This window comes from Brachybacterium sp. NBEC-018 (genome assembly GCF_024860185.1).
GTDB classification, from domain to species: domain Bacteria; phylum Actinomycetota; class Actinomycetes; order Actinomycetales; family Dermabacteraceae; genus Brachybacterium; species Brachybacterium rhamnosum.
The window spans coordinates 1,109,611-1,136,318 of the sequence record NZ_CP100650.1; the positions used below are offsets into that span (position 1 = coordinate 1,109,611).

Annotated in this window: 21 protein-coding genes; 15 read left to right on the top strand and 6 right to left on the bottom strand. The window is 73.0% G+C overall.

The genetic code is table 11. The annotated features are described in order from the left end of the window. Window positions 1–18: 18 nt before the first annotated feature. Genes NLU66_RS04940 through NLU66_RS04950 form a run of 3 tightly spaced genes read right to left on the bottom strand, consistent with a single transcriptional unit; the run spans window position 19 to window position 3,382 of the window. A complete protein-coding gene (locus NLU66_RS04940; protein WP_259361831.1) occupies window positions 19–672 on the bottom strand; it encodes a VOC family protein in 654 nt (217 codons plus the stop codon). Next, window positions 669–2,129 carry a HupE/UreJ family protein gene (locus NLU66_RS04945; protein WP_259361832.1) on the bottom strand — a complete coding sequence of 487 codons (1,461 nt, stop codon included), beginning with the start codon at window positions 2,127–2,129 and terminating at the stop codon, window positions 669–671. The genes NLU66_RS04940 and NLU66_RS04945 overlap by 4 nt, the downstream gene beginning before the upstream one ends. Beyond that, complete coding sequence (locus NLU66_RS04950) at window positions 2,129–3,382, bottom strand: DUF3500 domain-containing protein (protein ID WP_259361833.1); 1,254 nt, start codon at window positions 3,380–3,382, stop codon at window positions 2,129–2,131. Before NLU66_RS04950 ends, NLU66_RS04945 begins: the two co-directional genes overlap by 1 nt. Before the next feature lie 214 nt (window positions 3,383–3,596). Here NLU66_RS04950 and NLU66_RS04955 point away from each other — a divergent pair, with 214 nt between their 5' ends. The 4 genes from NLU66_RS04955 (at window position 3,597) to NLU66_RS04970 (ending at window position 9,100) form a co-directional block, all read left to right on the top strand. Continuing rightward, window positions 3,597–4,445: a sugar phosphate isomerase/epimerase family protein gene (locus tag NLU66_RS04955; RefSeq protein WP_259361834.1), complete on the top strand. Its 849-nt coding sequence runs from the start codon at window positions 3,597–3,599 to the stop codon at window positions 4,443–4,445. Window positions 4,446–4,555: 110 nt separating this feature from the next. After that, complete coding sequence (gene putP, locus NLU66_RS04960; RefSeq protein WP_259361835.1) at window positions 4,556–6,061, top strand: sodium/proline symporter PutP; 1,506 nt, start codon at window positions 4,556–4,558, stop codon at window positions 6,059–6,061. 111 nt (window positions 6,062–6,172) lie between these two features. Then, complete coding sequence (locus tag NLU66_RS04965) at window positions 6,173–7,018, top strand: DUF1206 domain-containing protein (protein WP_259361836.1); 846 nt, start codon at window positions 6,173–6,175, stop codon at window positions 7,016–7,018. Window positions 7,019–7,411: 393 nt separating this feature from the next. Beyond that, window positions 7,412–9,100 carry an HNH endonuclease signature motif containing protein gene (locus NLU66_RS04970; protein WP_259361837.1) on the top strand — a complete coding sequence of 563 codons (1,689 nt, stop codon included), beginning with the start codon at window positions 7,412–7,414 and terminating at the stop codon, window positions 9,098–9,100. 34 nt (window positions 9,101–9,134) lie between these two features. On the opposite strand, the gene NLU66_RS04975 is transcribed toward NLU66_RS04970, so the two are convergent. Continuing rightward, window positions 9,135–9,977, bottom strand: a complete 843-nt coding sequence (locus NLU66_RS04975) for a helix-turn-helix domain-containing protein (protein ID WP_259361838.1) — start codon at window positions 9,975–9,977, stop codon at window positions 9,135–9,137. Window positions 9,978–10,032: 55 nt separating this feature from the next. Between NLU66_RS04975 and NLU66_RS04980 the strand changes: the two genes are divergently transcribed. Further along, entirely contained in the window at window positions 10,033–10,899 is an 867-nt protein-coding gene (locus NLU66_RS04980; RefSeq protein WP_259361839.1) for a phytanoyl-CoA dioxygenase family protein, read from the top strand. Window positions 10,900–10,913: 14 nt separating this feature from the next. On the opposite strand, the gene NLU66_RS04985 is transcribed toward NLU66_RS04980, so the two are convergent. Then, window positions 10,914–12,902 (bottom strand): DUF6807 family protein, encoded by a 1,989-nt coding sequence (locus tag NLU66_RS04985; protein WP_259361840.1) that lies wholly within the window; start codon window positions 12,900–12,902, stop codon window positions 10,914–10,916. After that, window positions 12,902–14,467: a glycoside hydrolase 43 family protein gene (locus tag NLU66_RS04990; protein WP_259361841.1), complete on the bottom strand. Its 1,566-nt coding sequence runs from the start codon at window positions 14,465–14,467 to the stop codon at window positions 12,902–12,904. Before NLU66_RS04990 ends, NLU66_RS04985 begins: the two co-directional genes overlap by 1 nt. Window positions 14,468–14,805: 338 nt before the next feature. Between NLU66_RS04990 and NLU66_RS04995 the strand changes: the two genes are divergently transcribed. Genes NLU66_RS04995 through NLU66_RS05040 form a run of 10 tightly spaced genes read left to right on the top strand, consistent with a single transcriptional unit; the run spans window position 14,806 to window position 26,707 of the window. Continuing rightward, window positions 14,806–15,825, top strand: a complete 1,020-nt coding sequence (locus tag NLU66_RS04995; protein WP_259361842.1) for an ABC transporter permease — start codon at window positions 14,806–14,808, stop codon at window positions 15,823–15,825. Window positions 15,826–15,851: 26 nt separating this feature from the next. Then, window positions 15,852–16,496, top strand: a complete 645-nt coding sequence (locus NLU66_RS05000; RefSeq protein ID WP_259361843.1) for a YesL family protein — start codon at window positions 15,852–15,854, stop codon at window positions 16,494–16,496. 44 nt (window positions 16,497–16,540) lie between these two features. Next, the gene (locus tag NLU66_RS05005) at window positions 16,541–18,079 is read left to right on the top strand and encodes an extracellular solute-binding protein (protein ID WP_259361844.1); all 1,539 of its coding nucleotides are present in this window, start codon (window positions 16,541–16,543) and stop codon (window positions 18,077–18,079) included. Between the two features lie 48 nt (window positions 18,080–18,127). Continuing rightward, on the top strand, window positions 18,128–19,426 hold the full coding sequence (locus NLU66_RS05010; RefSeq protein ID WP_259361845.1) for a glycoside hydrolase family 28 protein: 1,299 nt from the start codon (window positions 18,128–18,130) through the stop codon (window positions 19,424–19,426). Then, a complete protein-coding gene (locus NLU66_RS05015; protein ID WP_259361846.1) occupies window positions 19,423–19,875 on the top strand; it encodes a hypothetical protein in 453 nt (150 codons plus the stop codon). The genes NLU66_RS05010 and NLU66_RS05015 overlap by 4 nt, the downstream gene beginning before the upstream one ends. Next, window positions 19,872–20,795, top strand: coding sequence for a carbohydrate ABC transporter permease (locus tag NLU66_RS05020; RefSeq protein WP_259361847.1), 924 nt, complete (start codon window positions 19,872–19,874; stop codon window positions 20,793–20,795). The genes NLU66_RS05015 and NLU66_RS05020 overlap by 4 nt, the downstream gene beginning before the upstream one ends. A 50-nt stretch (window positions 20,796–20,845) precedes the next feature. Beyond that, entirely contained in the window at window positions 20,846–22,888 is a 2,043-nt protein-coding gene (locus tag NLU66_RS05025) for a pectinesterase family protein (protein WP_259361848.1), read from the top strand. Continuing rightward, the gene (locus tag NLU66_RS05030; protein ID WP_259361849.1) at window positions 22,885–24,399 is read left to right on the top strand and encodes a pectate lyase; all 1,515 of its coding nucleotides are present in this window, start codon (window positions 22,885–22,887) and stop codon (window positions 24,397–24,399) included. Before NLU66_RS05025 ends, NLU66_RS05030 begins: the two co-directional genes overlap by 4 nt. 29 nt (window positions 24,400–24,428) lie before the next feature. After that, a complete protein-coding gene (locus tag NLU66_RS05035; protein WP_259361850.1) occupies window positions 24,429–25,787 on the top strand; it encodes a pectate lyase family protein in 1,359 nt (452 codons plus the stop codon). After that, window positions 25,784–26,707, top strand: coding sequence for an alpha/beta hydrolase family protein (locus NLU66_RS05040; protein ID WP_259361851.1), 924 nt, complete (start codon window positions 25,784–25,786; stop codon window positions 26,705–26,707). The genes NLU66_RS05035 and NLU66_RS05040 overlap by 4 nt, the downstream gene beginning before the upstream one ends. Window position 26,708 lies beyond the last annotated feature (1 nt).

Consider the following 26,708-nt stretch of genomic DNA (forward strand, 5'->3'; position numbering starts at 1 on the left):
CGGCGGCTGGAAGCCGCATCAGATCTCGACGTCGCGGCCGTCCGCGGTGCGCACGTGCAGCACGAAGCGCGAGCCGGGGGCCTCACGAATCGCCGTGACGCCGTCCCCGAGGCCGAGGGCGTCGAGCGCCTTCTGCTGGGGAGCGGGGTTCACCTCGATGCGCTCGAAGGAGACCAGCTCGACCGCGGGCAGGCCGGTGTCGAGCCCCGGGTGGGGCGTGTCGCCCCAGTCGATGAGGAAGGGGATCGCGTAGTTGCGCGGGGCCTTCGCCTGGGTGAGCTTCCAGCGCAGCTCGGCGCCGTCCGCGGTGCGGCGGGAGAGGCCCTGCACGTCGCCGGGGTCGACGCCCTCGGCGCGGGCGTGCTCGACGACCTGGTCGATGTCCTCGGGGTGCACGGCGTAGGTGATGAGGGTGGGCTTCTTCAGGCGGTTGATGCTGAAGGTCTTCGGCAGCTCCTCGCTCTCGCGCTCCGGATCGGGGCCGATCAGCTCGAGGTAGCGCGGGCCGGGCTCACCGTCGACCGTGAGGGCGACCAGGGCGTTCGCGGTGCCGGTGGGGTGGGTGCCGCCGGGGGCGGCGGTCACGCCCGTCAGCTCGCGGAACCAGTTCACGAGCTGCGCGAGGTCGGGTCCGGCGATGACGACGTGGTCGAGCAGGCGGGGGATGCTCATGAGGGCTCCTCGGATCGGGGCCCCGGGGTCACCGGGACCTGGCGGCGGGCGGTCGACGGCGCCGTGCGGCGCGCCGTCGTCGATGCCGACGACGGTACCCGGCGGCGGGCGGAGCGCGCGCGGAGCCCGATCACGAGCGCCGCCGCCCACAGGACGATGACGACGGGGATCGAGACGGTCCCGAGCCGGTCCGCGAGATCGGCGACCGGGTTCGCGATCCCCAGTCGTGCGAGGAGCCAGCCGATCGCAGCGATCCCCGTGAGCACCGCCGCCACGAGCCGCAGTCGACGGTAGTTCCCGGCGCGGGCGAGCACGACCAGGGGCGGCAGCACGACGGCGACGACGATCAGCTGCATGATCTCGATCCCGAGGTTGAAGCCCAGCAGCGCGGCCGCGAGCCTCCCGCCGGTCAGGTCGAGGTCCCGCAGGGTCTCCGAGAACGCCAGCCCGTGGATGAGCCCGAAGGCCCCGGCGATCAGCGCCTCCCTTCGCGGGAACAGCGGGCGGATCGCGTGCACGGCCGCGACGAGGATGCTCACGGCGATCAGCGCCTCGATCGGCGCCTGCGGGACCGGCAGGCCGAGCGCGCCCAGGGCGAGCGTGAGCGAGTGCCCCACCGTGAACGCGAGGGTGATCGAGAGGATCCGTCGGACCGTCCGGCGCGGCGCGATCGTCCCGCTCCAGCGTCCCGCGGCGGCGAGCAGCGGCGCGGGCAGGAGCAGGGTCAGCAGGAACAGCTGGTGGTCGGTGCCCTCCGCGATGTGGCTGATGCCGAGGGCCACCATGGCGGTGAAGCCGGACTCCTGGGCGGTGGCGCCGTCCTGCAGGTCCACCGTGAGCCCCTGCACTTCACCGGTCACGGTGTCCCGCGCGACGACGCCCAGCTGGCGGGCGCCGGAGAAGTCGGGGTCGGTCGCGTCCGCCGCGAGGACCACGAGCACCTGGTGCGTGGCGACGGAGTCGACGATCGCCGTCCAGCCCAGATCGAACTGCGAGGTCGAGGCGTCCTCCGGAGGGGTGAGCGTGAGCGTCGTGGTGAGCTGCTGGTAGTAGCCGGTCGTCGCCGCGTCACCCGTCGTGGAGGCGGTGAGGTCGCCGATGCTCACGTCCCACGCCTCCCCGTCGGCCGTCGTGGGCGCGATCGTGGAGGCGAGGTAGTCGGTGATCGTCTCCGCCTCGGCGTCGACGTCGGCCTGCTGCTGGTTGCCGAGGTCCGTCCCCGTCGCCGCCTCGACGTCGTCGAGCGGGACGGAGACCTCGGCGGTGACCTGCTCCTCCGTGACGGAGAGCTGCACCGTCGTGTACGGGACGACGTGCGCGGAGGCGAGCTGCATCGGCAGCAGGAGCGCCGCGGCCGCGACGAGCAGTGCGAGCACCGTGAGGAGCGCCCGGCGGGGAGCAGGGCCGGGCAGGGCCACGACGGCCCCGCCCGGCGCCCGGGTGGTGAGGGCGGTCATCAGCTCTGCGTGCCGCCGTAGTCGGTGGTGCGGTCGCGCCACACCGTGTGCGGGTGGTTCCCGGAGAGCACGATCCCGCTCTGCAGGGAGAGCTCGATCCACACCGACGGGCCGTCGACCCGGATGTAGTCGTCCTTCTCGGTGAAGGCGGTGGTGCCGGAGTAGGCGAGATAGGTGTCGGGCAGCTCGGACTCGTACCCGGAGAGGATCGTCGCCGCCTCCGCGTCGGACACATCGTCCACATAGGTCGCGATCGCGTCGAGCAGGAGCCCCTGGACGTCCTCGGAGAGCTCGGAGACCTGCAGGCCCTCCTTCGTCTCGGGGAAGGCCCAGTCATTGCCGGGGCCCAGCACGAGGTCGGAGTAGGTGTCGGCGAGCTCCGCCGCGGCGAGCTGGGTGTCGTCGAGCGTGGCTAGCAGGGCGGTGAACGCGTCGGTCTTCGTCTTGAAGGCGTTGTAGGTGGTGCCGTCGAGCTCGAAGTCGCCCAGCGGCTCGATGCCGCGGAAGGACGGGGTGGCGCCCGCGAGCTTCCCGTCGACGTACGTGTTGGAGACCGCCAGGTGGTGGCCGCCGAACATGAACTCCCAGGTGCCCGAGTCCTGCGGGCTGCCGAGGATCGCGACGTAGAAGTTCCCGCGGCCGTAGGTGTCGCCGCCGCCGTTCTCGGCGAGGTAGTCGTCCGCGTACAGGTGGGTCTGGATCTCGTCGTAGCCGAGGCCCTCCGTGGTCCCGGTGGCGGCCTTCAGGAGCGCGTCGAAGGCGGCGAGCTGGTCGTCGTCCAGCTGTCCGAGGTCGATGCCGGGGCGGCCGCTCGAGCTGCTTCCGGTGGAGGTCGCGCCGCCGGCGTCCGACGGGGCCGTCATGCCGCCGCCGGAGGGCATCTCGCCGCCGCCGTCGCTCGGCATGCCCCCGCCGCTCGGCATCCCTCCGCCCGCGCCGCCGGTGAGGAGACCCTCGGGCAGGTTGGACCACCGCTCGGCGTCGCTCAGCGCGTAGTCCAGCAGCACGGTGGCCTGCTGGTCCTCGTCGAGGGTGTTGTAGAAGGCCTGGGCGAGCGCGGCGACGCTGCCCTCGGCGGCCTCACCGTCCGCGACGGCGGTGACCTCCGCGTCCGACGCGGTCGAGCCGGTGGCTGAATCCGACGAGTCCGAGGAGTCCGAGCAGGCGGCGAGCGCGGTGACGGAGACCGCGGCGACGGTGCCCGCCACGAACAGGCGGCGGGACGGGGCGAGAGGGGGCTTCCGTTCGTTCATGGGACGAGAGTGACATCGGGGGGACGAGCGGAGAAGGTCCGGCGGCACACCCACAGGACCTGCACAGAAGACGGAAAGCCGAGCGCCAGGGACCAGGCACGGAGCCGGCCGGGGCAGGGTGAGTGGGACTGCCTCCCGCGGTTCGAGGCGTCGAGCGCGATTGCCTGCCCGGAACACGTGACCGCGGCCACAAGGTCCCCGTAGGCTCGAGCGCATGTTCTCCTGCCTCTCGCCCGGTGCCCTCGGGCTGTCCCTCGACCACACCGACGCGGTCGACCTCGCCTCCGTCCACGGATTCGGCGGCGTCGACCCCGATCCCTCGTACTTCGCCTCCCTCCCCAGCCGCCAGGCCGTCGTCGAGCACGGCGACGCGGTGCGCGAGAAGGGGCTGCGCTGGGGGATCGCGGGCCTGCCGATCGGCCTCGACGCCCCCGCCGAGGAGTTCCGCCAGGCCCTCGCCCAGCTGCCCGACGCCCTCGACCTGCTCACCGCCGCGGGCGTGAGCGCCGTCGGCACCTGGATCCGCCCCATGCACGAGGACCGTGACCACCGCGAGAACTGGCGCCTCCATGTGGGCCGCCTCGCCCTCGTCGCCGAGCTCCTCGCGGATTCCGGCCTCCGCCTGGGCCTGGAGTACATCGGCCCCAAGACCTTCTGGTCCACCGAGCGCTTCCCTTTCATCCACGGCATCCGCGAGGCCCGTGAGCTCATCGCCGAGACGGGCGCCGGGAACGTCGGCCTCATCCTCGACAGCTACCACTGGTACACCGCCGGCGAGAGCGTCGAGGACCTCGCCGGGCTCACCGACGCCGACGTCGTCTCCGTGGACATCAACGATGCCCGCGACGACCGCGAGCGCGACGAGCAGATGGACCTCGACCGACGCCTGCCCTTCGCGACCGGCGTGATCGATCTCGACGGCTTCATGGGCGCTGTGCGTGACGCCGGTTACACCGGGCCGGTCAAGGTCGAGCCCTTCATGAAGGAGCTCGCCGAGCAGCCGATCGCGCAGGTCCTCACGGATATCCGGGAGCGCACGGACCGCGCGATCGGCGCCGTCTGAGCCCTCCGCGCCGATGTGCGCCCCGTCTCGCTGATCGTTACGGTCGACAGGCCCCCCGCCCTCCACCCCTCTCTCCCCGCTTTTCCCCACCCCCGCTCCTCGGAGGACCCATGGACCTGACGTTCAAGCTCATCGCGGTCGGGATCTACTTCCTGGCCATGCTCGCGATCGGTCTCTACGCGTACCGCAAGACCGATGACGGCGAGGACTACATGCTCGGCGGGCGCAACCTGCACCCGTTCACCGCCGCGCTCTCCGCCGGCGCCTCGGACATGTCCGGCTGGCTCATGATGGGCCTGCCCGGCGCCCTGTACCTCTCTGGTCTCGTCGAGGTCTGGATCGCGATCGGCCTCACCGTCGGCGCGGCCGTGAACTGGATCTTCGTCGCCCCCCGGCTGCGTCAGCACACGCAGATCGCGGGCAACTCGATCACGCTCCCCAGCTTCTTCGAGAACCGCCTGCGAGACCGCACGCGCCTGCTCCGCATCGCCGCGGGCCTCGTGATCCTCGTGTTCTTCGCCTTCTACGTCTCCTCCGGCATGGTCGCCGGCGGCCTCTTCTTCGAGTCCACCTTCGGCGGCTCCTACGTGGTCGGCATGCTCCTCGTGGCGGGCGTGACCATCGTCTACACCCTCTTCGGCGGGTTCCTCGGCGCGAGCTACACGGACGTCGTCCAGGGCCTGATCATGATGGTCTCGCTCATCGCCGTGCCGATCGTCGCGATGGTCGTCACCGGCGGCCCCGCGCAGATGTTCCACTCCGCCTTCGTGGAGAACCCCGAGTTCGGCTCCCTCGTCGCCGGGGCGAGCATCGTCGCGATCGTCGGCAACGTGGCCTGGGGCCTCGGCTACTTCGGTCAGCCGCACATCATCGTGCGCTTCATGGCGCTGCGCTCCGCCCGGGACGCGAAGTACGGCGCTACCGTGGGCATCGGCTGGATGGTCATCTGTGTGCTCGGCGCGATCCTCACCGCGATCGCGGGCCTCGCCTACATGCAGCAGCATCCGGACCAGTCCCTCACGGACACGAAGAACGCCGAGTCGGTGTTCCTGGACATGTCCCAGATCCTCTTCCACCCGCTCATCGCCGGGTTCCTGCTGGCCGCGGTGCTCGCCGCGATCATGTCCACGATCTCCTCGCAGCTCATCGTCACGAGCTCCGCTCTCGTCGAGGACCTGCTCGGCGCCGCCGGCAAGGCCACCTCGCCCAAGGCGAAGCTGTGGTGGGGGCGCGCGGGCGTGCTCGCCGTCTCGGTGTTCGCGCTGCTACTGGCCCTGAACCCGGATGCCTCGGTGCTCGACCTCGTGGGCTTCGCCTGGGCCGGCTTCGGCTCCGCCTTCGGCCCCGTGGTGCTGCTGAGCCTCTTCTGGCGCGGCCTCACCGCGATGGGTGCGCTCGCGAGCATGGTCAGCGGCGCCCTCGTCGCCTTCGTGTGGGGCCAGACCCCGCTCGGGACGCTGTTCGGCCTGCTGCCGGACCGCCTCTACGAGATCATCCCCGGCTTCGCCGTGGGTCTCGCCGTCGCGGTGCTCGTGAGCCTCGTGACGCCGAAGCCCCCGAAGGAGGCCATCGACGAGCTCGACCAGGCGGTCGCGGAGATCCGCGCGGGCGCCTGAGCCCTCGCCGCACCTCCGCTGCCTGGGGAGCGATCCCCACGCCCCCGACGCGCCCCGCCACCGTCCTCGGTGCCGGGGCGCGTCGGCGTCCGGGGCCCCTATCCTGCGGCCATGGACCTGCCCCAGCCCGAGGACGCCCGCCGCGCCGCCCGCCGTGCCGAGGACGCCGCCGAGGAGGTCGCCGAGCACCCCGTCTTCGAGGGCCTCGCGCGCGCCGGCTTCGTCGTCAGCGGGCTCGTGCACCTGCTCATCGGCGCGATCGCGCTGCGGATCGCGTTCGGCTCCGGCGGCGAGGCGGACCAGTCCGGGGCGCTGCGCTCCATCGCCTCCGCTCCCGGCGGCCCGGTGCTGCTCGGGGTCGGGGGAGCGGCGATGGTCGCCCTCGCCCTGTGGCACGTCGCGGAGGCCTGGTTCGGCGCCCGGGAGGCGGACGATCGCGGGGACGCCGTCCGGCACGTCGTGAAGACCCTCGGCAAGGCGATCGTCTACGCGGCGCTCGCCGTGACGACCCTGCGCTTCGCGGCGGGCGCCGCGAGCTCGAGCGAGCAGCAGACGGACTCGCTCACGGCGAGCCTCATGGCGAGCCCCGGAGGGCGCGTGCTCGTGGGCGTGGTCGCCCTCGTCATCATCGGGATCGGGATCTACCACGTCGTCGCCGGTGTGACCCGCCGCTTCGAGAAGCAGCTCGAGGGTCGACGTCACCGCACGATCTCCCGGGCCGTGACCGTGAGCGGCACCGCCGGCTATGTGGCCAAGGGGGTGGCGCTCGTGGCCGTGGGCGCGCTGTTCGGCTGGGCGGCGATCACCGCGGACCCGGACAAGGCCGGCGGTCTCGATGCCGCGCTCTCCACGATGGCGTCCCTCCCGGCCGGGACCGTGCTGCTGGTCCTCGTGGGTGGGGGTCTCATCCTCTTCGGCGTCTTCTCGATCCTGCGCTCCCGCTACGCGGACATGTGAGGGTGGCGGGAGGGGCGTTACTGCCGGCCCTTTCGGCCCTTCTTCTCCGGCGCCTGCGGCGCGGCGGCCGACGGTGCATCCAGAAAATCGCGTACATCATGTACATCTTGCACTGCCCGAGAATCGTGATCGGTGCGGATGGTGTCTTCTTCTTTCCTGGGGATTAGCGTCGTCCCGACGATGGGTGGGTTCGGGTAGGTGTCCGCGCAGGTCGTGTCGCCGATCGTTCCTCCCCAGTGCAGGGTTGTCCACATTCTCCGGCAGTTCTCGACGAACCCTGGTGATCGTCGATCGTCTGTTCTAAAATGAGGGGAACGTGACGGGCGGGAATCGCTGGCGAGTCCCCGCCCCTCCGCATGCAGATTCCGGTCCGATGCAGGGAGGTGGTGGGTGATGTCGACGCTCTCGCACGAGCCCGCGCCGCGCGGCGAGAAGACCCCGCCGCCGCCCGCTCCCACGCCCGCGCTCCTCCCTGAGGGGGCGGCTGCCGTCCGCGCGCGCCGGCCGGGGGAGCCGGAGCAGGCGCTCCCGCGCGTCCTCCGGGGAACGGTGAAGGGCCGGAGCGCGGTGACGGCGGGGACCATCGCCGGTCTCGCGCTCTTGGAGGAGGAGTCCGAGGATGCCGTGCTCCTCCGTCGGCTCCTGGACCGGCGGCGCACCGTGCTCGCGGCGCTCTACGTCGCGGAGCTGCGGGACCTCGCCGCCCTGTGGGACGAGAAGGCGGGGGAGGAGGACGGCGACGTGAACGCGGCGGCGGTGGGGATGGTGCTGCGCTCCAGGATCGGCCGCGCCACGACCCGTCAGCGCGATGCCTTTGTCGGCGTCACCGACCTGCCCCGCTGTCTCGGCGAGGTCGAGACCGGCGCGCTCCCCACGGAATGGTTCGACCACGTCCTGCGCTCGGTCCGGGATCTGACCGCCGAGCAGCGGCACCTGGTGGACGAGCAGGTCGCGGGCTGGCAGCTGGACTCCCTGTCCCCGGACCGTTTCTGGACCCTGCTGCGCACGCTCGTGCTCTGGTTCGGCCGCACCGCAGCGGACGGCTCCCCCGAGTCGAAGCGGGACGTGCGGATCGACGTGAACGCCGATGCGACCGCGTGCCTGAGCGTGACGGGGCCGATCCCCGAGATCCTGGGCCTCGGCCGTCGCCTGGACGTGGCGGCCCGCGCGGTGCAGGACGCGCAGCGCCGCGCCCTCGAGCGGATCGCCGCCGGGGCGCAGGACGTCGAGATCCCCTGGGACGTGGACGGCGACCTCGCCGCCGCGGGGCGGCACATGACGCTCGGCGCGATCCGCTACCTCCTCCTCACCCGCTCGACGATCGACACGGCCGGGGTGCCGGTGCCGCGGATGCCTCTGCGGCTGAACCTCGTCGTCCCCGTCCTGTCCCTCCTCGGCGTGAGCGACGCGCCGGGCACACTCGACGGCACGATCCCGGTCCCCGCCGAGATGGCGCGCGCCCTGTGCGGGGACGCGCCGGTCTGGCACCGCGTGCTGACCGATCCGATCAGCGGGGAGTTCCTGCCCGTCGCGGCGCAGCAGTACCGGCCCTCGCGGGCGATGCTCGAGCACGTGAGGCTCGTCGACACGGTCTGCGCGGTCCCCGGCTGCACCCGCACCCTCGTCGACGCGGGGGAGGTCGACCACATCGAGGAGTTCGACCACCTCCACCCCCGCCGGGGCGGTCCCACCGCCCCGGAGAACCTCCACGGCCTGTGTCGGCGGCACCATGCGGCGAAGACGCGGGGCCGGCTCGACCCCGAGCGCACGGACGGCGGCCGCTCCACCCGCTGGTCCGTCGACGGGACCGCCTGGAGCGAGGTCACCACGAACCGGGACCTCGTCACCGCGACCCTCGCCGCCGAGTACCAGCGGCTCTGGGACCTCCACCTGGATGAGAAGCGGTACGCCCCGGTGTGGGAGCGCATGGAGCGCGAGTGCTGCTTCCCCACTCCCGAGGAGGACGCGATGTGGCAGCGCTGGCACGCCTTCCACGAGGAGCACTACGCGACCTGGGACGGTCCGCCCGGCGTCGACCCGCCACCACCGGAGTTCCCCGAGTTCCAGGACCCACCCTTCTGACCGGATGCACGGATGCGCGGGAATGCGCCGTGGGTCAGGCGCGCCGGCGCGCCCGGTGCTCGCGCGGGCTCACCCCGTGCCGGGCGCGGAACCGCCGCGAGAAGTACAGCGGGTCCTCGTAGCCCACGCGCCTCGCGATCCGGGCGACCGCATCCGGGGTGAGCTCGAGCAGGTGCGCGGCGAGCTCGAGGCGCTGCGCCTCCACGTACGCGGCGGGCGCCGACCCCACCTGCGCGGAGAACAGGTGCGAGAACCGCGAGGGGGACAGGTGCGCCACCTCGGCGAGCCGGCGCAGCGAGAGGTCCTCCGCGAGGTGCGCGTCGACGTGCTCGAGCACGCGCAGCAGGCGCTCGTCGATCCGGTGCCGGCGCGGGTTCTGCGTGTCGTACCAGAGCAGCGCCGCCTCGAGCCCGTTCAGCGCGAACAGCTCCGGGCACCCCACCTCGAGGCGCGTCGCCCGCGCGGCGGAGCGCAGCGAGGGCAGCACGCGCGCCTCGACCTCCGCCCCGAGCGTGATGAGACCCGTCCCCGGCGCGGCCTCCGGCCAGTCCAGGAGCGCCGTCCAGCTCGCCGGCGGATGGACGTGGGCATACAGCAGGCGCCAGCGCCCGGCCACGGGATCCGTGCCGTAGTCGTGGACGGTGCCCGGCGCGATCAGCGCCGCCGAACCCGGCCCCAGACGCAGCGGCAGGCCGGCCGACGGGCGCAGCAGCCCTGCCCCGGCGACGGTGTGCAGCAGCAGCCAGTCCTGCGTGCCCCGCGAGCGGCGCACGTGGTACCCGGCGCCCTCGTCGTGCTCCCCGGCGACGACCCGGCCGAACTCCGGCGGAGGCACCTCGACAGCAGGCGCCTGGGGCCGAGCAGCAGGATCGTCCATGTCCCCACCCTCCGATCACCTGGTCGCCGACGGTCGCCATGACAAGACTCGCACCATGACGACGCTCTCCGACAGCCCCTCCACCACCCCGGCCCCCGACGTCGACCTCCTGATCGTCGACGCGGCCGGCCTCGACCCCGCCGTCCTCGCCGAGGCCTACGAGCGCAGCGGCGCCGTGCACCTGCGCGGCGTGCTCGACGCCCAGGAGATCGCCGAGCTGCGGGAGACCTACACGCGGCACATCGAGGAGGACGGCACCGGCGGCGCCTTCCACGAGACCCCCGAGGACGACCCCCTCCACGCCTATCCCCGCATGATCCAGCCGCACCGCGACGACCACGCCCCCGGCCGCCTCGCCCGGAAGTGGCTGCTCGAGCGGCGCGTCATGGGCCGCGTCGAGGAGGCCGTCGGCCCCGTCTGGGCCGCGCAGTCGATGTTCTACTTCAAGCCCCCGGGCGCCCGCGGCCAGGCCATGCACCAGGACAACTACTTCCTGCAGTCCCACCCCGAGACCTGCATCGCCGCCTGGATCGCGGTGGACGACTGCGACGGGGAGAACGGCGCGCTCGGCGTGGTCCCCGGGACCCACCGCTACGACATCGAGTGCCCCGAGGAGGCCGACGCCGCCGAGTCGTTCACGACCATCACCGTCTCCATCCCCGAGCACCTCCGCGTGGTGCAGACGGACATGCGCGCCGGCGACATGCTGATCTTCCACGGCAGCCTCGTGCACGGCTCGAAGCCGAACACGAGCACGGACCGGTTCCGCCGCTCGCTGATCCTCCACTACATCCCCGAGGGCAGCCGTGAGGTCGCCTCGAGCTACCAGCCGCTGCTCGACGCCCGTGGCGAGGAGGTGCGCATCGACGCCTCGGAGATGGGCGGCACCTGCGGCGAGGGCTGGATCCCGAGCAACCACTGATCGGCGGTGCGGGCTCAGCCCTCCGCGTCGTCGAAGGACCCCGGCTCCGGCATCTCCGCGATGATCGCGGGCACCTCGCCCGCCTCCACGGCATGGTCGAACACGGCGGCGCGCACCACGACCGGGAGCGAGTCGCCCAGCGGGATCTCCCGCGGGGCGTCCCAGGCGAGGCTCGTCGCGACGCCCACGTAGTCGGTGACCCGCACGAACCAGGGATCGATCCGGCCCTGGGCCTGCTCGTCCTGCACCATGAGCAGGCTCGTCCAGTCGGTGCCGTGGCGCCGCTGGACGACGAGGAACGGGCTCGTGGAGCCGTGCGCGGCGGATTCCCCCTGGCCGCCCTCGACGATCACCCGGGTCTCGTCCGCCGTGGGGAGGCGCCAGAACAGCCCGCCGTAGCCCGCGCCGAAGCGGCCCTTGTTCGCGGGGCTCGTGAGGGTCACGGGCACCGAGTCCGCCTCGAGCCGGCTGCGCCAGGCGAGGCCCCAGCCCGGGTGGCCCGGCAGCACGAACGCCCCGAGCCGGCGGTCCTCGAGCAGCAGCGGCGCGCCGTCGTGCGCGTTCCAGCGGACGGTCGAGCGCAGGTCGCGGCCGGTCGCGGCGACGTCGGCCCCGCTCGTCACCTGGCGACCGTGGTTCGCGAGCAGCGTCGAGCCGCGCCCCTCGACATAGGTGCGTCCGCCCCAGTAGGTGGTGCCGTTGACGTCCGGCGCGGCGAGCGAGAGGCCGAAGTGGTGGCGGTGGTCCAGCGGGTTCGTCACCGTCATCGCGCGGCCGGCGAGGGTGCGCACGGGATGCAGGTGCGGCCGCGGGCTGTGCACGAGCGGCATGCTCGCCCCGGTCAGCGCCGCGGTGAGCAGCTCCCCGCCGCGCAGGAGCGTCCAGTCCGTGCCCTCGCGCACCCAGCCGATCGGGGCGTGCTCGAGGTCCGACGGGGACGCCGCGCTCGAGGAGCGGGAGCGGACGGCCGCGGGGACCCGCGAGGGGGGGACCCGGTCGGTGCTGTCCCCGACGACGAGCAGCGGCTCGAGCAGCAGCCCGCCGGGCGCGCCCTCGGCATCGGGGGAGGCCGCGCCGCCGTCGATCCGGGAGCGCAGCAGGCGCCAGGCGACCGATCCGGCGTCGAGCTCCTCCTGGCCCACCGTCGTCAGCCGCGGCACCGCGAAGCGGGAGAGCTCGATGCCGTCGAAGCCGGTGACGGAGATGTCCCCGGGCACGTTGACGCCGAACTCCGTGAGCCGCGACTGCAGGCCGAAGGCGACGAGGTCGTTGAAGGCGAGGGCCGCCGTCGCGCCCGTGTCGAGCACGGCCTCCGCGGAGCGGTACCCGGCGTCCATTCCGGCGCCGCCGGGCAGCACCCGCAGGGTGAGGGTGGGATCCGCGTCGAGCAGGGCGTTCAGGGCGGTGAGGCGCTCGCGGTGGGCGGCGCTCCGGGAGGGGCCCGCGACGTAGACGAGGTCCCGGTGCCCCAGTCGCGTGAGGTGCTGGACGAGCTGGCGCATGCCGCTCGCGTAGTCGATCCCCACCGAGGCCGCGGCGGCGGAGCGGGGCCGACGGTTCAGCACGACCGCCGGCTCGATCTGCGGGAGCACCTCCTCGAGGGCGAGATCGTCCATGCGCGGGGAGACGAGCACGACGGCGTCGCACTGGCGCCGGGCGTCGCGCGCGATCCCGGCCTCCTTCTCCGGGGTCCCGGCCTCCGCGATGAGCACCCCGTAGCCGGCGGCCTCCGCGGAGCGGGAGAGCCCGCGCAGGATCGACTGGAACATGGGGTTCCCCAGGTCGGGGATGACGAGGGCGATGGTGAAGGTCTTCCCGGTGGAGAGGTTCCGGGCGAGCAGGTTCGGGCGGTACTGGAGGCGGTCCGCGGCGTCCTTGACCCGGGCGCCGATCACCGGGTCCACGCTCGTGCGGCCGTTGAGAACCCGCGAGACCGTGGCCCGGGAGACCCCGGCGGCCTCCGCCACCTGCGTGATCGTGGGGCCGCCACCACCGCGTGCCATCAGATCTCACGTCCTTCGCGTCGCACCGTCACCGGGCCGAAGGCGGCCCGGCGATCCTGGGGACGATGGTGCACCATGCCGGTGACCGTCGCGAACAGGCCGACCTCCGCCCCCACCCAGTGCCCCTTCACGGCCTGCCAGCCGGAGAGCAGCGGGAGGGCCGGGGCGGTCTCCCCGAGGATGCTCGCGGAGAGATCGACGCGGCCAGCGGGGTCGACCTCGAGCACGAGGCGCACCGAGGCGGCGGCGGTGGGATCCGCGGTGAGCAGGCGGTGCACGGCGGTCTCCTCCTCGGCGGCGTCCTGGGCCCGCGTGCCGTGCACGAGGGCGATGCCCTCCGCATCGCGGCGCAGCCCGGCCCAGGCGTAGGCGAGGCCGAGCACGACGATCCCGGCCCGCTCGACGCCCTCGTCGGGGCGGGCCGCGGTGGCGGGGAGCGTCAGCTCCACCTGCCAGGTGGAGGGCTGCCCGGGCAGCTGCTGGGCGAGCACGGGCCCCAGATCCCGCAGGTCACCGCGGGGGCTCGGGGCGAAGGCGAGGTCGAGGCCGCCGTGCCCGGTGCGGTGCTGGTCCGGTCCCGGCGCGGCCTGCCAGTGCCAGCGGGGGAGCAGCTCGGCGGTGGTGAACGGATCGGAGCGGGCGGGCTCGGTCCACGGGAGCGCGTCGTGGCCACGCTCGACGGGGACCACGGCGACGGGCTCGCCGCGGGTCGCGTCGATCGGCGCGCCCATGCGCGGCCAGCCGTCCTCGCCGACGGTCACGGGCTGCACATGGGTGACCCGGCCGAACACGTCCCGGTCCTGGAAGTGGACGAACCAGCGGGCGCCGCTCGGGTCGTCGACGAGCGCGCCCTGGTGCGGGCCGTTGACGGGGGTGCCGCCCTGCTCGAGGACGATCCGGTGCTCGTAGGGCCCGTGCAGGTCCCGCGAGCGGAAGGCGACCTGGTAGCCCTCGGCGACGCCGCCGGCGGGCGCGAGGATCCAGTACCAGCCGTCGAACCGGTAGGCCTTGGGCCCCTCGAGGGTGCGCATGCCGGGGATCGCGTCCCCGTCGATGATCGTGCGCGTCGCGGAGAGCGGGGCCGTGAGCTCCGGCGTCACCTCGAGCAGCGAGATCCGGTTCTTCACCCCGGCGCGGGAGCGGGCCCAGCCGTGCACGAGGTAGGCGCGGCCGTCCTCGTCCCACAGCGGGCAGGGGTCGATGAGGCCGCGGCCCGGCAGCAGCAGCCGCGGCGCGCTCCACGGCCCGGCCGGGTGCGGGGCGTCGAGCACGAGGATCCCATGGTCGGGATCCGGGTAGACGAGGTGCACGTGGTCGCCGTGGGCGCGCAGGCTCGGCGCCCAGACGCCGCTCCCGCGACGCGGCAGCGCGTAGTGCTCGGCGGGCACGGGGGAGGGCAGCGCGTTCGTGACGTGCTCCCAGTCCACGAGGTCCCGGGAGCGCAGCACGGGCAGCCCGGGGGAGCGGTGGAAGCTCGAGGCGATCATCCAGAACTCGTCGCCGAGGCGGATGACGTCCGGGTCGGGCCAGTCGGCGTCGAGGACGGGGTTGGAACGGTGCTCCACGCGGACTCCTGGGCGTGAGAGGGGCGGTCATGGGGACGCGGGCGAGAACGATCGGGAATCGGTTTCTCTCGCGGTGAGCGCCGACAGTAGCAGGCGCTCGCGGCGTGCTGCAGGCGAGGGCGGGGGGAGTTCCCGGTTGTTCGCAGTCGCCGGCGGCAGTGATGACCTGCATCGATGTCGGTGCGTCGCGAGGTCGACGTGGAGGCGTCGGCGCAGAAACTTCGATCCGACCGTTGACAGCCCCGGTGGCGCGCCCCAGACTGTGGCGACGCGAGGAAGCGGTTTCCCGGAGAGGGACGCGACCCTGCGCCCGATCCGACGAGGAGCAAGGAACGCCGATGGTGGCCGATCCCGTGACCGACCTCCGTGCCCCCGGCACGGACCTCGCCGCCGCCGCGCCCGGCGGCCCCTCCGCCCCCGGCGCCGGTGCGGCACCCCGCCTGACGCCCCGGAAGCGGCCCCTCGCCGCACGCCTCTGGCGCTACCGGGCGCTCTACCTCATGGCCGTCCCCGGCATCGTGTACTTCCTGGTCTTCAAGTACGTGCCGATGGGCGGGCTGATCATCGCCTTCCAGGACTACAAGCCGTTCCTCGGGATCCTCGGCAGCCCGTGGGTGGGCTTCGAGCACTTCGTGCGCCTGTTCACCGATGACACGTTCTTCCGGCTGCTGCGCAACACGCTCGTGCTCTCGCTGCTGCTCATGGCGATCTCGTTCCCCGTGCCGGTGGTCCTCGCGCTCCTGCTCAACGAGCTGCGCAGCCGGTTCTTCCAGCGCACCGTGCAGACGATCATCTACATCCCGCACTTCATGTCCTGGGTGATCGTCGTGTCGATCTTCTACGTCATGCTCACCACCGACGGCGGGGCGATCAACAACCTCATCGTCTCCCTGGGCGGGCAGAGCATCGGCTTCCTCACCGACCCGGACTGGCTGCGCCCCATGTACGTCTTCCAGCACATCTGGCGCACCGCCGGCTGGGGCACGATCGTCTACCTCGCCGCGCTCACCGCCGTGGACCCGAACCTCTACGAGGCCGCGGAGATCGACGGCGCGAACCGCTGGCGACAGACCTGGCACATCACCCTGCCGGCCATCCGGCCCACGATCATCGTGCTCTTCATCCTCTCGATCGGCGACTTCCTCGAGCTCGGCTTCGAGCACATGTTCCTGCTGCTGAACTCCATGAACCGCGAGGTCGGGGACATCTTCGACACCTTCGTCTACACCGCGGGCATCCAGAACGGCCAGCTGAGCTTCGCGACCGCCGTGGGCCTGTTCAAGGGGCTCGTCGGACTGATCCTCGTGATCGGCGCGAACTCGATCGCCAAGCGCCTCGGCGAGGAAGGCGTGTACTGACCGGCGCCGCCGGCAGGAGGTCACCCATGCTCTTCTCCTTCGACCAGTTCACCGCCCTGAACCGCCTGCTCGGCGGGCTGTGGCGGCTCATCCTCCTGAACCTCCTGTGGACCGGCGTGACCCTGCTGGGCCTCGGCGTCCTCGGGATCGGCCCCGCGAGCTACGCCCTCGCGCGGTACCTCGACCGCTGGATCCGCCACGGCGAGACCCCGCCCACCGTGCGCACCTTCTGGCGCGACGCCCGCGAGCAGCTGCCCGCGAGCATGGCCATGGGGGCCCTGCTCCTCGGCGCCGGCGCCGTGATCGGCGTGAACCTGCTGAGCCTCACCGACTGGTACCTGCGGGCCGCGAACCACCTCGCCCTCGGCGTGCTCCTGCTGATCGGCGGCTTCGTCTTCGCCGTCATGGCCTCGACCGAGGTCAGGGGCGTCCGACGGCGGATCAGCGCGGCGCTGCTGCTGGGCCTCGGCTCCCTGCACCGCACGATCCTCGGCGCCGCCGCCGTGATCGTCCTCGAGCTGCTCATGGCCCGCTTCGCCGTGGCCCTCCTGCCCCTGCTTGGCGCCGTGCTCCCCGCGCTCGCCGTGGCGCTGATCCTGCGGCCGGTGCTCACCGAGCTCACCGCGCCCACCGCGGACGAGCCGCGGGCCCTCGCGCCCGCCCCCAGCTGACCCACCCCGCTCCACCCCACCTTCCGATGACGAAAGGCCCTCCCATGACCCCGCGCACCACCACCACGCCCCGCAGCCTCCGCCGCCGATCGTTCCTGGGCTCCCTGCCCCTCGCGGCGGCCGGGATCGCCGGCGCCGGCACCCTCGCCTCGTGCGGCGGCAGCGGCGGCTCCGGCGCCTCCGACGGCGGCGGCCCCCTCACCTGGATGGCCATGCTGCACACGCCGACCACCCCCGCGGCCGACGGCCCGATCATGACCGCGCTCGCCGAGCACACCGGCGTCCCCTTCGAGTTCCAGTGGGTGCCGGACGCCTCCAAGGAGGAGAAGATCAACGCGGCGCTCGCCTCCGGCGCGATCGCGGACATCACGAGCCTGAACCAGTCGATGGCGGCCGTGCGCGAGCCGCTGAAGTCCGGCATGTTCTGGGACGTCGAGGAGTTCCTCGCCGACTACCCGAACCTCGCCGCCATCAACCCCACGATCATCGACTCCGCCCGCCTGGACGGCGCCCTCTACGGCGTGCCCTTCCAGAAGCCGCTCGCCCGCTACGGCGTGCTCGTGCGCAAGGACTGGCTGGACCGCCTGGGCCTCGAGGTGCCCCACACGATCGACGAGCTCGGCGAGGTCGCCCAGGCCTTCGTGGACGGCGACCCCACCGGCACCGGCGCGAAGGTCACGGGCTTCATCGACCGCCAGGAGAGCTTCGCCGTGGGCTTCCGCTCGCTCGCCGGCTACTTCGGCGCCGGGGACAAGTTCGAGCTCGACGCGAGCGGGAAGATCGTCCCCACCTGCACCACCGACGCCTGGAAGGAGGCGATGCAGTGGTACCGCGGCGCCTTCGAGAAGAAGTGGATCAACCAGGAGTTCGTCACCGTCCAGAAGCAGAACCAGCAGCAGGCGATCGCGCAGGACAAGGGCGGCATCGTCGTCACCGGGCTGTTCGAGGCGAAGAACTACATGGCCCTCGCCGAGTCGATCAACAAGGACTCCGAGGTCGAGTGGGCCCTGATCAACGACATCACCCACGGTGACGTGCCCCGTCGGATCGTCTCGGACACCTCCGGCGGCATGGGCGGCCTCATGGCCTTCAACACCCAGACCCTCAAGAGCGAGGAGGACCTCCGCCGCGGCCTCCAGCTCGCCGACAAGCTGCTCGACGAGCCCGCCTTCCAGCTCATGACCAACGGCGTCGAGGGCACGCACTACAAGGTCGAGGAGGACGGCGCCATCACCATCACCGACGAGGCGCTCTGGGAGCAGGAGGTCCAGCCGTACTCGAGCTCGCGGCCGTCGGACCAGGTCAAGGTCTACAAGTCCACGAACCCGTACGTGAACGAGGCCAACGAGAAGATGGCGGAGAACGACGAGTACGCCGTGACGAACCCGGCCCAGTCGCTCACCTCGGCCACCTTCGACACCCAGTGGACGACGATCGAGACCGCGATCAACGACGCCTACAACACCTTCATGGTGGGCCAGACCTCCCTCGCGGACTACGAGGGGGTCGTGGAGTCGCTGCGCTCGCAGGGCCTGGACGACATCATCGCCGAGTTCACCGAGGCGCACGACGCCGTCGGCTGACGAGCCCCGCTCGCCGCCGCCCCGACCGCCCTCCGGAAGGACCCCGCCGTGACCCTCAGCCCTCCCCGTGACCTGCCCGCAGGTCCCGACACCGCCCGCGCCGCCGCCGGCGAGCTCGCGACCGCGCGGCTGCAGTCCGCGATCGACGACGCCGCCGCCCGCGGCGGCGGGCGCGTGGCCGTCCCCGCCGGCGTGCACCGCACCGGGGCGCTGCGCCTGCGCTCCCGCGTCGAGCTCCACCTCGAGGCGGGCGCGCTCCTGCAGTTCGTGCCGGATCCGGCGCTGTACCCCGTGGTCGAGGCGCGGTGGGAGGGCGCGACGCGTCCCGTCCACTCCCCGTGCCTCTACGCGCAGGACGAGGAGGACGTCGCGATCACCGGCCTCGGCACGATCGACGGCGGCGGCGGGCCCTGGTGGGACCGGCAGCGGGAAGGGGGTGGGGAGCGTCCCCGTCCCACGCTCGTGGGCCTGCACGGCTGCCGCCGCGTGACCCTGCGCGACGTGACCCTGCAGAACTCCCCGGCGTGGACCGTCCACCCGGCGCTGTGCGAGCAGGTGACGATCAGCGGGATCCGGATCAGCAACCCCGCCGACTCCCCGAACACCGACGGCATCGACCCCGAGTCCTGCCGCGATGTGCTCATCAGCGGCTGCCACATCGACGTGGGCGACGACTGCATCGCGATCAAGGCCGGCACCCAGGTCGAGGGCCGCGCGGTGCCCTGCGAGAACGTCGTCGTCACCGGCTGCACGATGGTCCACGGCCACGGGGGCGTCGTGATCGGCAGCGAGATGAGCGGCGGCGTGCGCAACGTCGTCGTCAGCAGCTGCGTGCTCCAGGGGACGGACCGCGGGATCCGGCTGAAGACCCGCCGCGGTCGCGGCGGCCTCGTCGAGGGCCTCCGCGTCACGAACGTCGTCATGGACGACGTGCTCGTCCCCGTCACCGTGAACTCCTTCTACTTCTGCGGGGAGGAGGGGAAGGCGGAGGCCGTCGGCGACCGCGGGCCGCGGCCCGTGGACGCGGGCACCCCGCGCCTGCGCGGGATCCACCTCGCCCACCTCACCGCGACCCGCGTGCACGCGAGCGCCGGCCACATCGCCGGACTCCCCGAGGCGCCGATCGAGGACCTCACGATCGAGGACCTCTCCGTGACCTTCGCGGAGCGGCCCCGCGCGGGCGCCCCCGAGATGGCCTCCGGCCTGGTCCCCGTCACCCGGGAGGGCCTGCGGGTCTCCGCCGTGGCCGGCGGGGTGCTCAGCGGCGTGCGGATCCGCGGGGCGCAGGGGGAGCCGCTGCTCGTGGACGGCAGCCCCGATCTGCGGGCGGAGGTGACGGAGCGATGAGCGCGGCCGCCGCAACCGCTGCTCCCGTGAGGGGCCGCCGCACCCTCGAGATCGTGCTCGTGGGCCTCGGCATCATCGCCGCCGTGGTGACGATGGGCGGCTTCACCCTCGTGATGAACCAGGTGGACCAGGCCACCTTCGAGGCCGTCGTCATGCCCGCGCTGCTGGGCGGGGACACGGCCCTCGACCCGCTCGCGGCCCGCGAGGCCGGCGACACCCTCGCCGCCTGGTTCGGGGTCTCCCTCGTGCTCCTGCTGCTGCTGAGCGCTGCCGGGATCGCCCTCGCGCGGAGCCGGCCGTGGCGGCGCACCCCCGCCTGGTGGTTCCTCGCCGCCGGGCTCGTGTGCCTGCTGGGCAGCCAGCTCGTCCTCTACCCCGTCGCCTTCCTGTTCCTCCTGGCCGCCGCGCTCGTCGCGCTGCGGCCCCTGCCCGAGGGGAGTCCTCGATGACCACCACCCCGATCCCCACCGACCGCCCCGCGCCCCGCCGGCGCCGCGGCGCCCGCCGCCGCACCCCCGGGGAGCGCATCTTCTCCGTCGTGAACGTCGTGCTGCTGACCGGCTTCGCGCTGATCTGCCTGGTGCCCTTCCTCCACGTGATCGGCAGCTCCCTCGCCACCCCCGGCGAGCTCGCGACCCGCAACTTCGTGATCGTCCCGCGGGAGTGGTCGCTCGCCGCCTACCGGTACATCCTCTCGACGCCCACGATCTTCCGGGCCATGGGCGTCTCGGTGTTCGTGACGGTCGTGGGCACCTTCCTGAGCCTCGTCGTCACCGCGATGATGGCCTACGCGCTCGCGAAGCCCACCCTGCCGGGGCGGCGCTCCATCAACTTCCTCGTCGTGTTCACGATGCTCTTCAGCGGCGGGATGATCCCCTCGTTCATCGTGGTCTCGAAGCTGGGGCTGCTGGACTCGCTGTGGTCGCTGATCCTCCCGGTCACCGTGAACGCCTTCAACCTCGTCATCATGCGGAACTTCTTCCAGGGCATCCCGGACAGCCTCGAGGAGGCCGCGCGGATCGACGGCTGCTCCGAGATCGGCGTGTTCCTGCGGGTGGTGCTGCCGCTGTCCATGGCCTCGATCGCGACGATCGGCCTGTTCTACGCGGTGACCTACTGGAACACCTACATGGGTGCGGTGCTCTTCATCAACGACTCCTCCAAGTGGCCGATCCAGGTGCTGCTGCGGCAGGTCGTCATCGTCTCGAGCGGCATGAACGCGGACGCCACCTCGGTGGACGTCGTGCCGCCCGCGCAGTCCGTGAAGATGGCCGTGATCGCCGTGGCCACGCTCCCGATGCTCGCCGTGTACCCCTTCGTGCAGCGCTACTTCGTCAAGGGCGCCATGATCGGCTCCGTGAAGGGCTGACCTCCCGCTCACCCCCCTCGCAGCATCCCTCGCAGAGATCAAGGACGATCATGCCCACGCTGTCCCGACGCACCTTCACCACCACCCTCGGCGCCGCCTCCGCGGTCGCCCTCACCCCGCTCGCCCCGGCCCTCGCCGACCCCTCCACCACGGCCGACGGGGGAGCGGAGGACCTCCGCCGCATGCGCGTCCCGCGCGGCCCGCGCTGCGCCGACGGCCCCGTCTGGTCCCCCGGGCCCACCGGCTTCGCGGGCGTCCCCACCGACGCCCTCCCGGGCGGCGCCGTCGGCGGCCGCGGCGGCGCGGTGGTCGTCGTGCGGGACCCCGCGGCGCTCGCCGAGGCGGTCCTGCGCGAGGAGCCGACGACGGTGCTCGTCGAGGGCACCCTCGAGATCACGCCCTTCGGCACGAACCTCAAGGTCTCCTCCCGCACGAGCATCCTCGGCGTCGGCCGCGGGGCGGAGATCGTGGGCGGAGGGTTCCACCTCGACCGCGTGCAGGACGTCGTCATCCGCAACCTCACCTTCCGCGACTCGTACGTCCCCGGGGACTGGGACGGGAAGAGCGAGGACAACGACAACGACGGCATCCGCGTGGACACCTCGGACCACGTCTGGATCGACCACTGCGAGTTCGCCCGTCTCGGCGACGGCCTCGTCGACATCCGCAAGGGCTCGACCGCCGTCACCGTCTCCTGGTGCGTGTTCCGCGACCACAACAAGACCCTCGGCGTGGGCTGGACGGACGAGGTCACGACGACGCTCACCCTCCACCACAGCCGCTTCTCGCACACCTACCAGCGCAACGCGAGCATCGACAACGCCGCCGCCGCGCACGTGCACAGCTGCCTGTTCCAGGGGCAGGCGCAGTACGGCACCATGGCCCGCGGCGCCGCCCAGGTCGTCATCGAGGCCTGCCTCTACGAGGACGGCGAGGACGCCATCGTCGTCAAGGACCCCGAGGCCGCCGTCGACTCCCGCGGCAACCGCTTCACCCGGATCCGGGGCCGCAGGGACCACACCGGCCCCACCTTCGAGCCGTCGGACCACTACGCCTACACGGCCGAGCCGCTCGACGAGCTCACCGCCCTGCTCGAGCGGCACGCCGGGCCCCACGCCCGCCGCGAGCGCACGGGCCGCCGGCTCCGCGTCGCGCTCGACGGCACCGGCGACATGGCGAGCATCGGCGCGGCCGTCGGCGCCGCCCACCGCGCCCCGCACCCCGTGGAGATCGTCGTCGCCCCCGGCACCTACCGGGAGATCGTGCGGATCCTCCCGGGCACCCCGGAGGGCCTCGTGATCCGCGGCGAGAGCGGCGACGCGGCCGACGTCACCCTCACCTACGACCTCGCCGCCGGCACCGAGAAGTTCTACGGCGGCAGCTTCGGCGCGACGGGTGCGGCGACCCTCGCCGTGCTCGCGGACGCCGTCACCCTCGCCGACCTCACGATCGAGAACGCCTACGACGAGGCGGCCCACGGCGGCAGCCAGGCGCAGGCCCTGCGCACCGTCGGGGACCGGATCGTGCTGGACGGCGTGCGCCTGCTCGGCAACCAGGATACCTTCCTCGCCGAGTCCCCTGCGAAGGACGTCCTCTCCCGCGTGTACGTCACCGGCTCGACGATCGAGGGGGACGTCGACTTCATCTACGGCCGCGCGACGATGGTCCTCGAGGACAGCGAGATCCGCTCCCTGGACCGCGGCGAGGCGAACAACGGCTACGTGTGCGCGCCGAGCACCGCGGGCGGGCGGCGCGGGCTGCTGTTCGTGCGCTGCCGCTTCACCTCCGGCGCCGCCGCGGGGACCGTGCACCTGGGCCGCCCCTGGCACCCCAGCAGCGACCCGGCCGTCGAGCCCTCCGCCGTGATCCGCGAGTCCCACCTCGGCGCCCACATCCGCACCCCCGCCTGGTCGGACATGAGCGGCTGGCCCTGGCGGGAGGACTTCCTGCGCGAGCACGCGAACACGGGCCCCGGCGCGGCACCCGCCGGCGAGGAGGACCCCGACCGCCCGCAGCTCACCGCCGAGGAGGCCGCGCTCCACACCCGCGAGACCTACCTCCACGGCGACGACGACTGGAGCCCCTGGTCATGAACCGCAGCACGCCGCCCACCCTCCGCCGTCGATCGCTGCCCGTCATGGGCCTGGCGGCCGCCGCCGTGACCGGCATCGTCCCTGCAGCCGGCGCGGTACCCTCCGCGCCCGCGTCGCCCACCCTCGAGGACCCGGCGGAGGTGCTGCGCCGCATGCGCGTGCCCCAGGGCGCAGCGACCACCGCCGGACCCGTGTGGTCCCCGCGGGCCACGGGCTTCGCCGGCGTCGCGACGGACTCCCACCCCCGGGGCACCGTCGGCGGGCTCGGCGCACGCCCCGTCACCGTGCGCAGCGCGGCCGAGCTCACCGCGGCCCTCCTCGCCCCGGCGCCGCGGATCCTGCTCGTCGACGGGCGGATCGACCTGCCCTTCGGGACGATGGTCGACATCCCCTCCCGCACGAGCATCCTCGGACTCGGGACCGGCGCGGAGATCGTGGGCGGCGGGTTCCGCCTGCCCTCCGTGGACGACGTGATCCTGCGGAACCTCCTCTTCCGCGACAGCTTCATCGCCGGCGACTGGGACGGGAAGAGCGAGGAGAACGACAACGACGGCATCCGCGTGGACACCTCGGACCACATCTGGATCGACCACTGCGAGTTCGCCCGCCTCGGCGACGGACAGGTCGACATCCGCAAGGACTCCACACACGTCACGGTCTCCTGGTGCCTCCTGCGGGACCACGACAAGACCCTCGGCGTGGGCTGGACGGACAACGTCCTGACCACCCTGACGATCCACCACACCCGCTTCTCCAACACGCATCAGCGCAACGGCAGCATCGACAACGTCGCGCTCTGCCACGTCCACTGCTGCTGGCTCGAGGGCGTGAGCTCCTACGGCATGGCCTCCCGGGGCGCCTCCCAGCTGCTCGTCGAGCACAGCGTCTTCGACACCGTGCGGAACCCGATCGGCGTGAGCGACCCGGAGTCCCGCGTCGCCCAGAACGGGAACCTGCGGGAAGGGTGCTGGGGGAGCTGGGAGGACACGAGCATCGACCTCGACCCCGCGGACTGCTACGACTACGCCCTCGACCCGGTGGAGGAGGTCCGCTCCCTGCTGACCCGGCACGCCGGGCCCCACGGCAGCACCGAGCGGGTCCCGCGCCGGATCGACGTCGCCCAGGACGGCAGCGGGGACGTGCTCTCCGTCCACGCGGCCGTCGGCGCCGCCGCGAGAGCCGCCCACCCCGTGGAGATCCGCGTCCACCCCGGCACGTACCGCGAGGTCGTCACCGTCTGGCCGGGCGCCGAGGGTCTCGTGATCCGCGGCGCCACCGGCCGGCCGGAGGACGTCGTCCTCACCTACGACAAGCCCGCCGACGACTGGGCGACCCTCACCGTGCTCGCCCCGGACGTGACCCTCGCCGCCCTCACCCTCGAGAACGCCTTCGAGCGGGCCGACGGCGACGAGCGGCCCGCCGCCCCGCTGCGCTCCGCGGACGACTCGCTCCGCCTTCAGGACGTGCGCCTCGTGGGTGGCGAGCACTGGATCTCCGACCCCCGCGACTGACCCCCGCCCCCTCACGATCAAGGACGATCATGACCCGCACCCTCGCCCGCACCGCCGCGATCGCCGTCGCGGTGCTCGCGCTCGCCCTGCCCGGCGGCGCCCTCGCCGCACCGCCCGTCCCGACGATCACCGAGCGCCAGACGCTCCCCGCCGGGGACGGCTGGGCGAGCGCCGAGGGCGGCACCACCGGCGGGGCCGACGCCGCCCCGGGCGACGTGCACGACGTCAGCACCCGGCCCGAGCTGATCGCGGCCCTCGCCGCCTCCGGCGACGCACCCTCGATCATCCGCGTGCACGGCTCGATCCCCATGAACGCCGACGAGGACGGCGAGCCGATCACCTGCGAGGAGATCGCCGAGGGCACCGGCTACGACCTCGACGCCTACCTCGAGGCGTACGACCCCGAGACCTGGGGCACCGACCGCGAGCCCGAGGGCGAGCAGGAGGACGCGCGGGCCGCGGCCGCGCAGCGCCAGCGCGCGCTGATCCAGGTGGACGTCCCCGCGCACACCACGATCATCGGGGCGGAGCCCGGCGCGGGCCTCGTGGGCGCGAGCCTCTCGATCCGCGGGGTGGACGACGTCATCATCCGGAACCTCGTGCTCGCGGACACCTACGACTGCTTCCCGGCCTGGGACCCGACGGACGGCGCCGAGGGGAACTGGAACAGCGAGTACGACAGCGTCCGCATCGTCGACGGCGCGACGCACGTCTGGGTCGACCACAACGCCTTCACCGATGCGCCGATGACGGACGACCAGCTCCCGACCTACTTCGGCCGCACCTTCCAGCGGCACGACGGGGCCCTCGACGTCACCAACGGCTCCGACCTCGTGACCGTCAGCTGGAACACCTTCCGCGACCACGACAAGCTCACGCTCGTCGGCTCCACCGACAGTCCCGACCGCGGGGACCCCGGGCACCTGCGCGTCACCTTCCACCACAACCTCTACGACGGGGTGGGGCAACGGGCGCCGCGCGTGCGCTTCGGCCAGGTCGACGTCTACAACAACAGCTACGTGATCCGGGAGGACCAGGTCGTGGGCTTCGGGTACCTCATGGGCGTCGGGTACGGCTCGCACCTGCGGATCGAGTCCAATGCCGTGGACACCGGCGGCGTCGTCGAGGCGGGATCGCTGATCAGCGTGCTGAAGGGCACCGAGGTCTCCGCGCGCGACAACCTCGTGGACCACCGCCGGGTGGACCTCCGCGCCGCCTACAACGCGGGCCGGCCCGCCGCGGAGCAGCTCACGGAGGACACCTCCTGGGAGCCCGCGCTGCGCAGCTGCCGGGACAGGGTCCAGCAGGTCGCCGGGGTGGTCGGGGCCTGGTCCGGTCCCCGCTTCGGTGCCGCACCCGGCCGGATCGGGGCAGACTGCCGCTCATGAGCACCGCCGCCACCCTCGCCGCCTCCACCTCCCGGGACCGCCTGCGCGCGCTGCTCGGCCTGACCGAGGAGACCCCCGGCGCGGCGCACCTCGCGCCCCGCCCCGACGACCGGACGCCCGACGGCGCCGAGTCCGTGGAGATCCGCGTGCCCGGCGAGGAGGAGGGCGCGCCCGCCTTCCTGCTGCGCCCCGAGCCGGCGCGGGCGAGCGGCGCCGCCCTGGTGCTCGTCGCCGGGCACGGCCGCGGCATCGACGACCTGGTCGAGCCCGACGGCTACCACGACGCCCTCGCCCGCAAGCTCGTCGCGGCGGGGATGACGGTGCTGTGCCCGGAGATGATCAGCTTCGGCCGGCGCCGCTACGCGCGCCCCGGCGGCGCGGTGCCGGAGGACCCGGCGGAGAGCACCTGCGGGATCGACGCCGCCCGGCACCTGCTGCGCGGCGCCCCCGTCATGGGGGCCCGCGTGGCCGACGCCCGGGCCGCCGCGCAGGCCCTGCGCACCCTGCCCGGCGTGGACCCGCAGCGGGTGGGCGTGGCCGGCGGCTCCGGCGGGGGAGCGGTCGCGCTGCTGCTCGCCGCCGTGGACCCGAGCATCGCAGCAGCCCTGGTCGCGACCTACTTCTCGAGCTTCGCGGCGTCGATCGCCTCGATCCGGCACTGCCCGTGCAATATCATCCCCGGGCTGCTGCCGGAGCTCGAGATGGCCGACATCGCCGCCCTCGTCGCCCCGCGCCCGCTCGTCATCGAGGCGGGCGAGCAGGACCCGATCTTCCCGATCGAGGCGACCCGGGAGGCCTTCGCCGCGCTGGGCCCCGTGTGGGAGGCGACCGGCGGGCCCGCCCCGCAGCTCGTCGTCGAGGAGGGCGGCCACGCCTTCCGCGGCGCGCGCTCCCTCGAGATGCTCGCCGCGCGGCTCTGAT

What these genes read in the sequence shown, in the direction of transcription:
- NLU66_RS04965 (WP_259361836.1), top strand. Translation starts at nt 6,173, where the DNA reads ATGGACCTGCCCCAGCCCGAGGACGCCCGCCGCGCCGCCCGCCGTGCC.
- NLU66_RS05035 (WP_259361850.1), top strand. Translation starts at nt 24,429, where the DNA reads ATGACCCGCACCCTCGCCCGCACCGCCGCGATCGCCGTCGCGGTGCTC.
- NLU66_RS05040 (WP_259361851.1), top strand. Translation starts at nt 25,784, where the DNA reads ATGAGCACCGCCGCCACCCTCGCCGCCTCCACCTCCCGGGACCGCCTG.
- NLU66_RS04995 (WP_259361842.1), top strand. Translation starts at nt 14,806, where the DNA reads ATGGTGGCCGATCCCGTGACCGACCTCCGTGCCCCCGGCACGGACCTC.
- NLU66_RS04970 (WP_259361837.1), top strand. Translation starts at nt 7,412, where the DNA reads ATGTCGACGCTCTCGCACGAGCCCGCGCCGCGCGGCGAGAAGACCCCG.
- NLU66_RS05030 (WP_259361849.1), top strand. Translation starts at nt 22,885, where the DNA reads ATGAACCGCAGCACGCCGCCCACCCTCCGCCGTCGATCGCTGCCCGTC.
- NLU66_RS05025 (WP_259361848.1), top strand. Translation starts at nt 20,846, where the DNA reads ATGCCCACGCTGTCCCGACGCACCTTCACCACCACCCTCGGCGCCGCC.
- NLU66_RS04955 (WP_259361834.1), top strand. Translation starts at nt 3,597, where the DNA reads ATGTTCTCCTGCCTCTCGCCCGGTGCCCTCGGGCTGTCCCTCGACCAC.
- NLU66_RS04985 (WP_259361840.1), bottom strand. Translation starts at nt 12,902, where the DNA reads ATGGCACGCGGTGGTGGCGGCCCCACGATCACGCAGGTGGCGGAGGCC.
- NLU66_RS04980 (WP_259361839.1), top strand. Translation starts at nt 10,033, where the DNA reads ATGACGACGCTCTCCGACAGCCCCTCCACCACCCCGGCCCCCGACGTC.
- putP (WP_259361835.1), top strand. Translation starts at nt 4,556, where the DNA reads ATGGACCTGACGTTCAAGCTCATCGCGGTCGGGATCTACTTCCTGGCC.
- NLU66_RS04940 (WP_259361831.1), bottom strand. Translation starts at nt 672, where the DNA reads ATGAGCATCCCCCGCCTGCTCGACCACGTCGTCATCGCCGGACCCGAC.
- NLU66_RS04945 (WP_259361832.1), bottom strand. Translation starts at nt 2,129, where the DNA reads ATGACCGCCCTCACCACCCGGGCGCCGGGCGGGGCCGTCGTGGCCCTG.
- NLU66_RS05020 (WP_259361847.1), top strand. Translation starts at nt 19,872, where the DNA reads ATGACCACCACCCCGATCCCCACCGACCGCCCCGCGCCCCGCCGGCGC.
- NLU66_RS05000 (WP_259361843.1), top strand. Translation starts at nt 15,852, where the DNA reads ATGCTCTTCTCCTTCGACCAGTTCACCGCCCTGAACCGCCTGCTCGGC.
- NLU66_RS04950 (WP_259361833.1), bottom strand. Translation starts at nt 3,382, where the DNA reads ATGAACGAACGGAAGCCCCCTCTCGCCCCGTCCCGCCGCCTGTTCGTG.
- NLU66_RS05015 (WP_259361846.1), top strand. Translation starts at nt 19,423, where the DNA reads ATGAGCGCGGCCGCCGCAACCGCTGCTCCCGTGAGGGGCCGCCGCACC.
- NLU66_RS05005 (WP_259361844.1), top strand. Translation starts at nt 16,541, where the DNA reads ATGACCCCGCGCACCACCACCACGCCCCGCAGCCTCCGCCGCCGATCG.
- NLU66_RS04975 (WP_259361838.1), bottom strand. Translation starts at nt 9,977, where the DNA reads ATGGACGATCCTGCTGCTCGGCCCCAGGCGCCTGCTGTCGAGGTGCCT.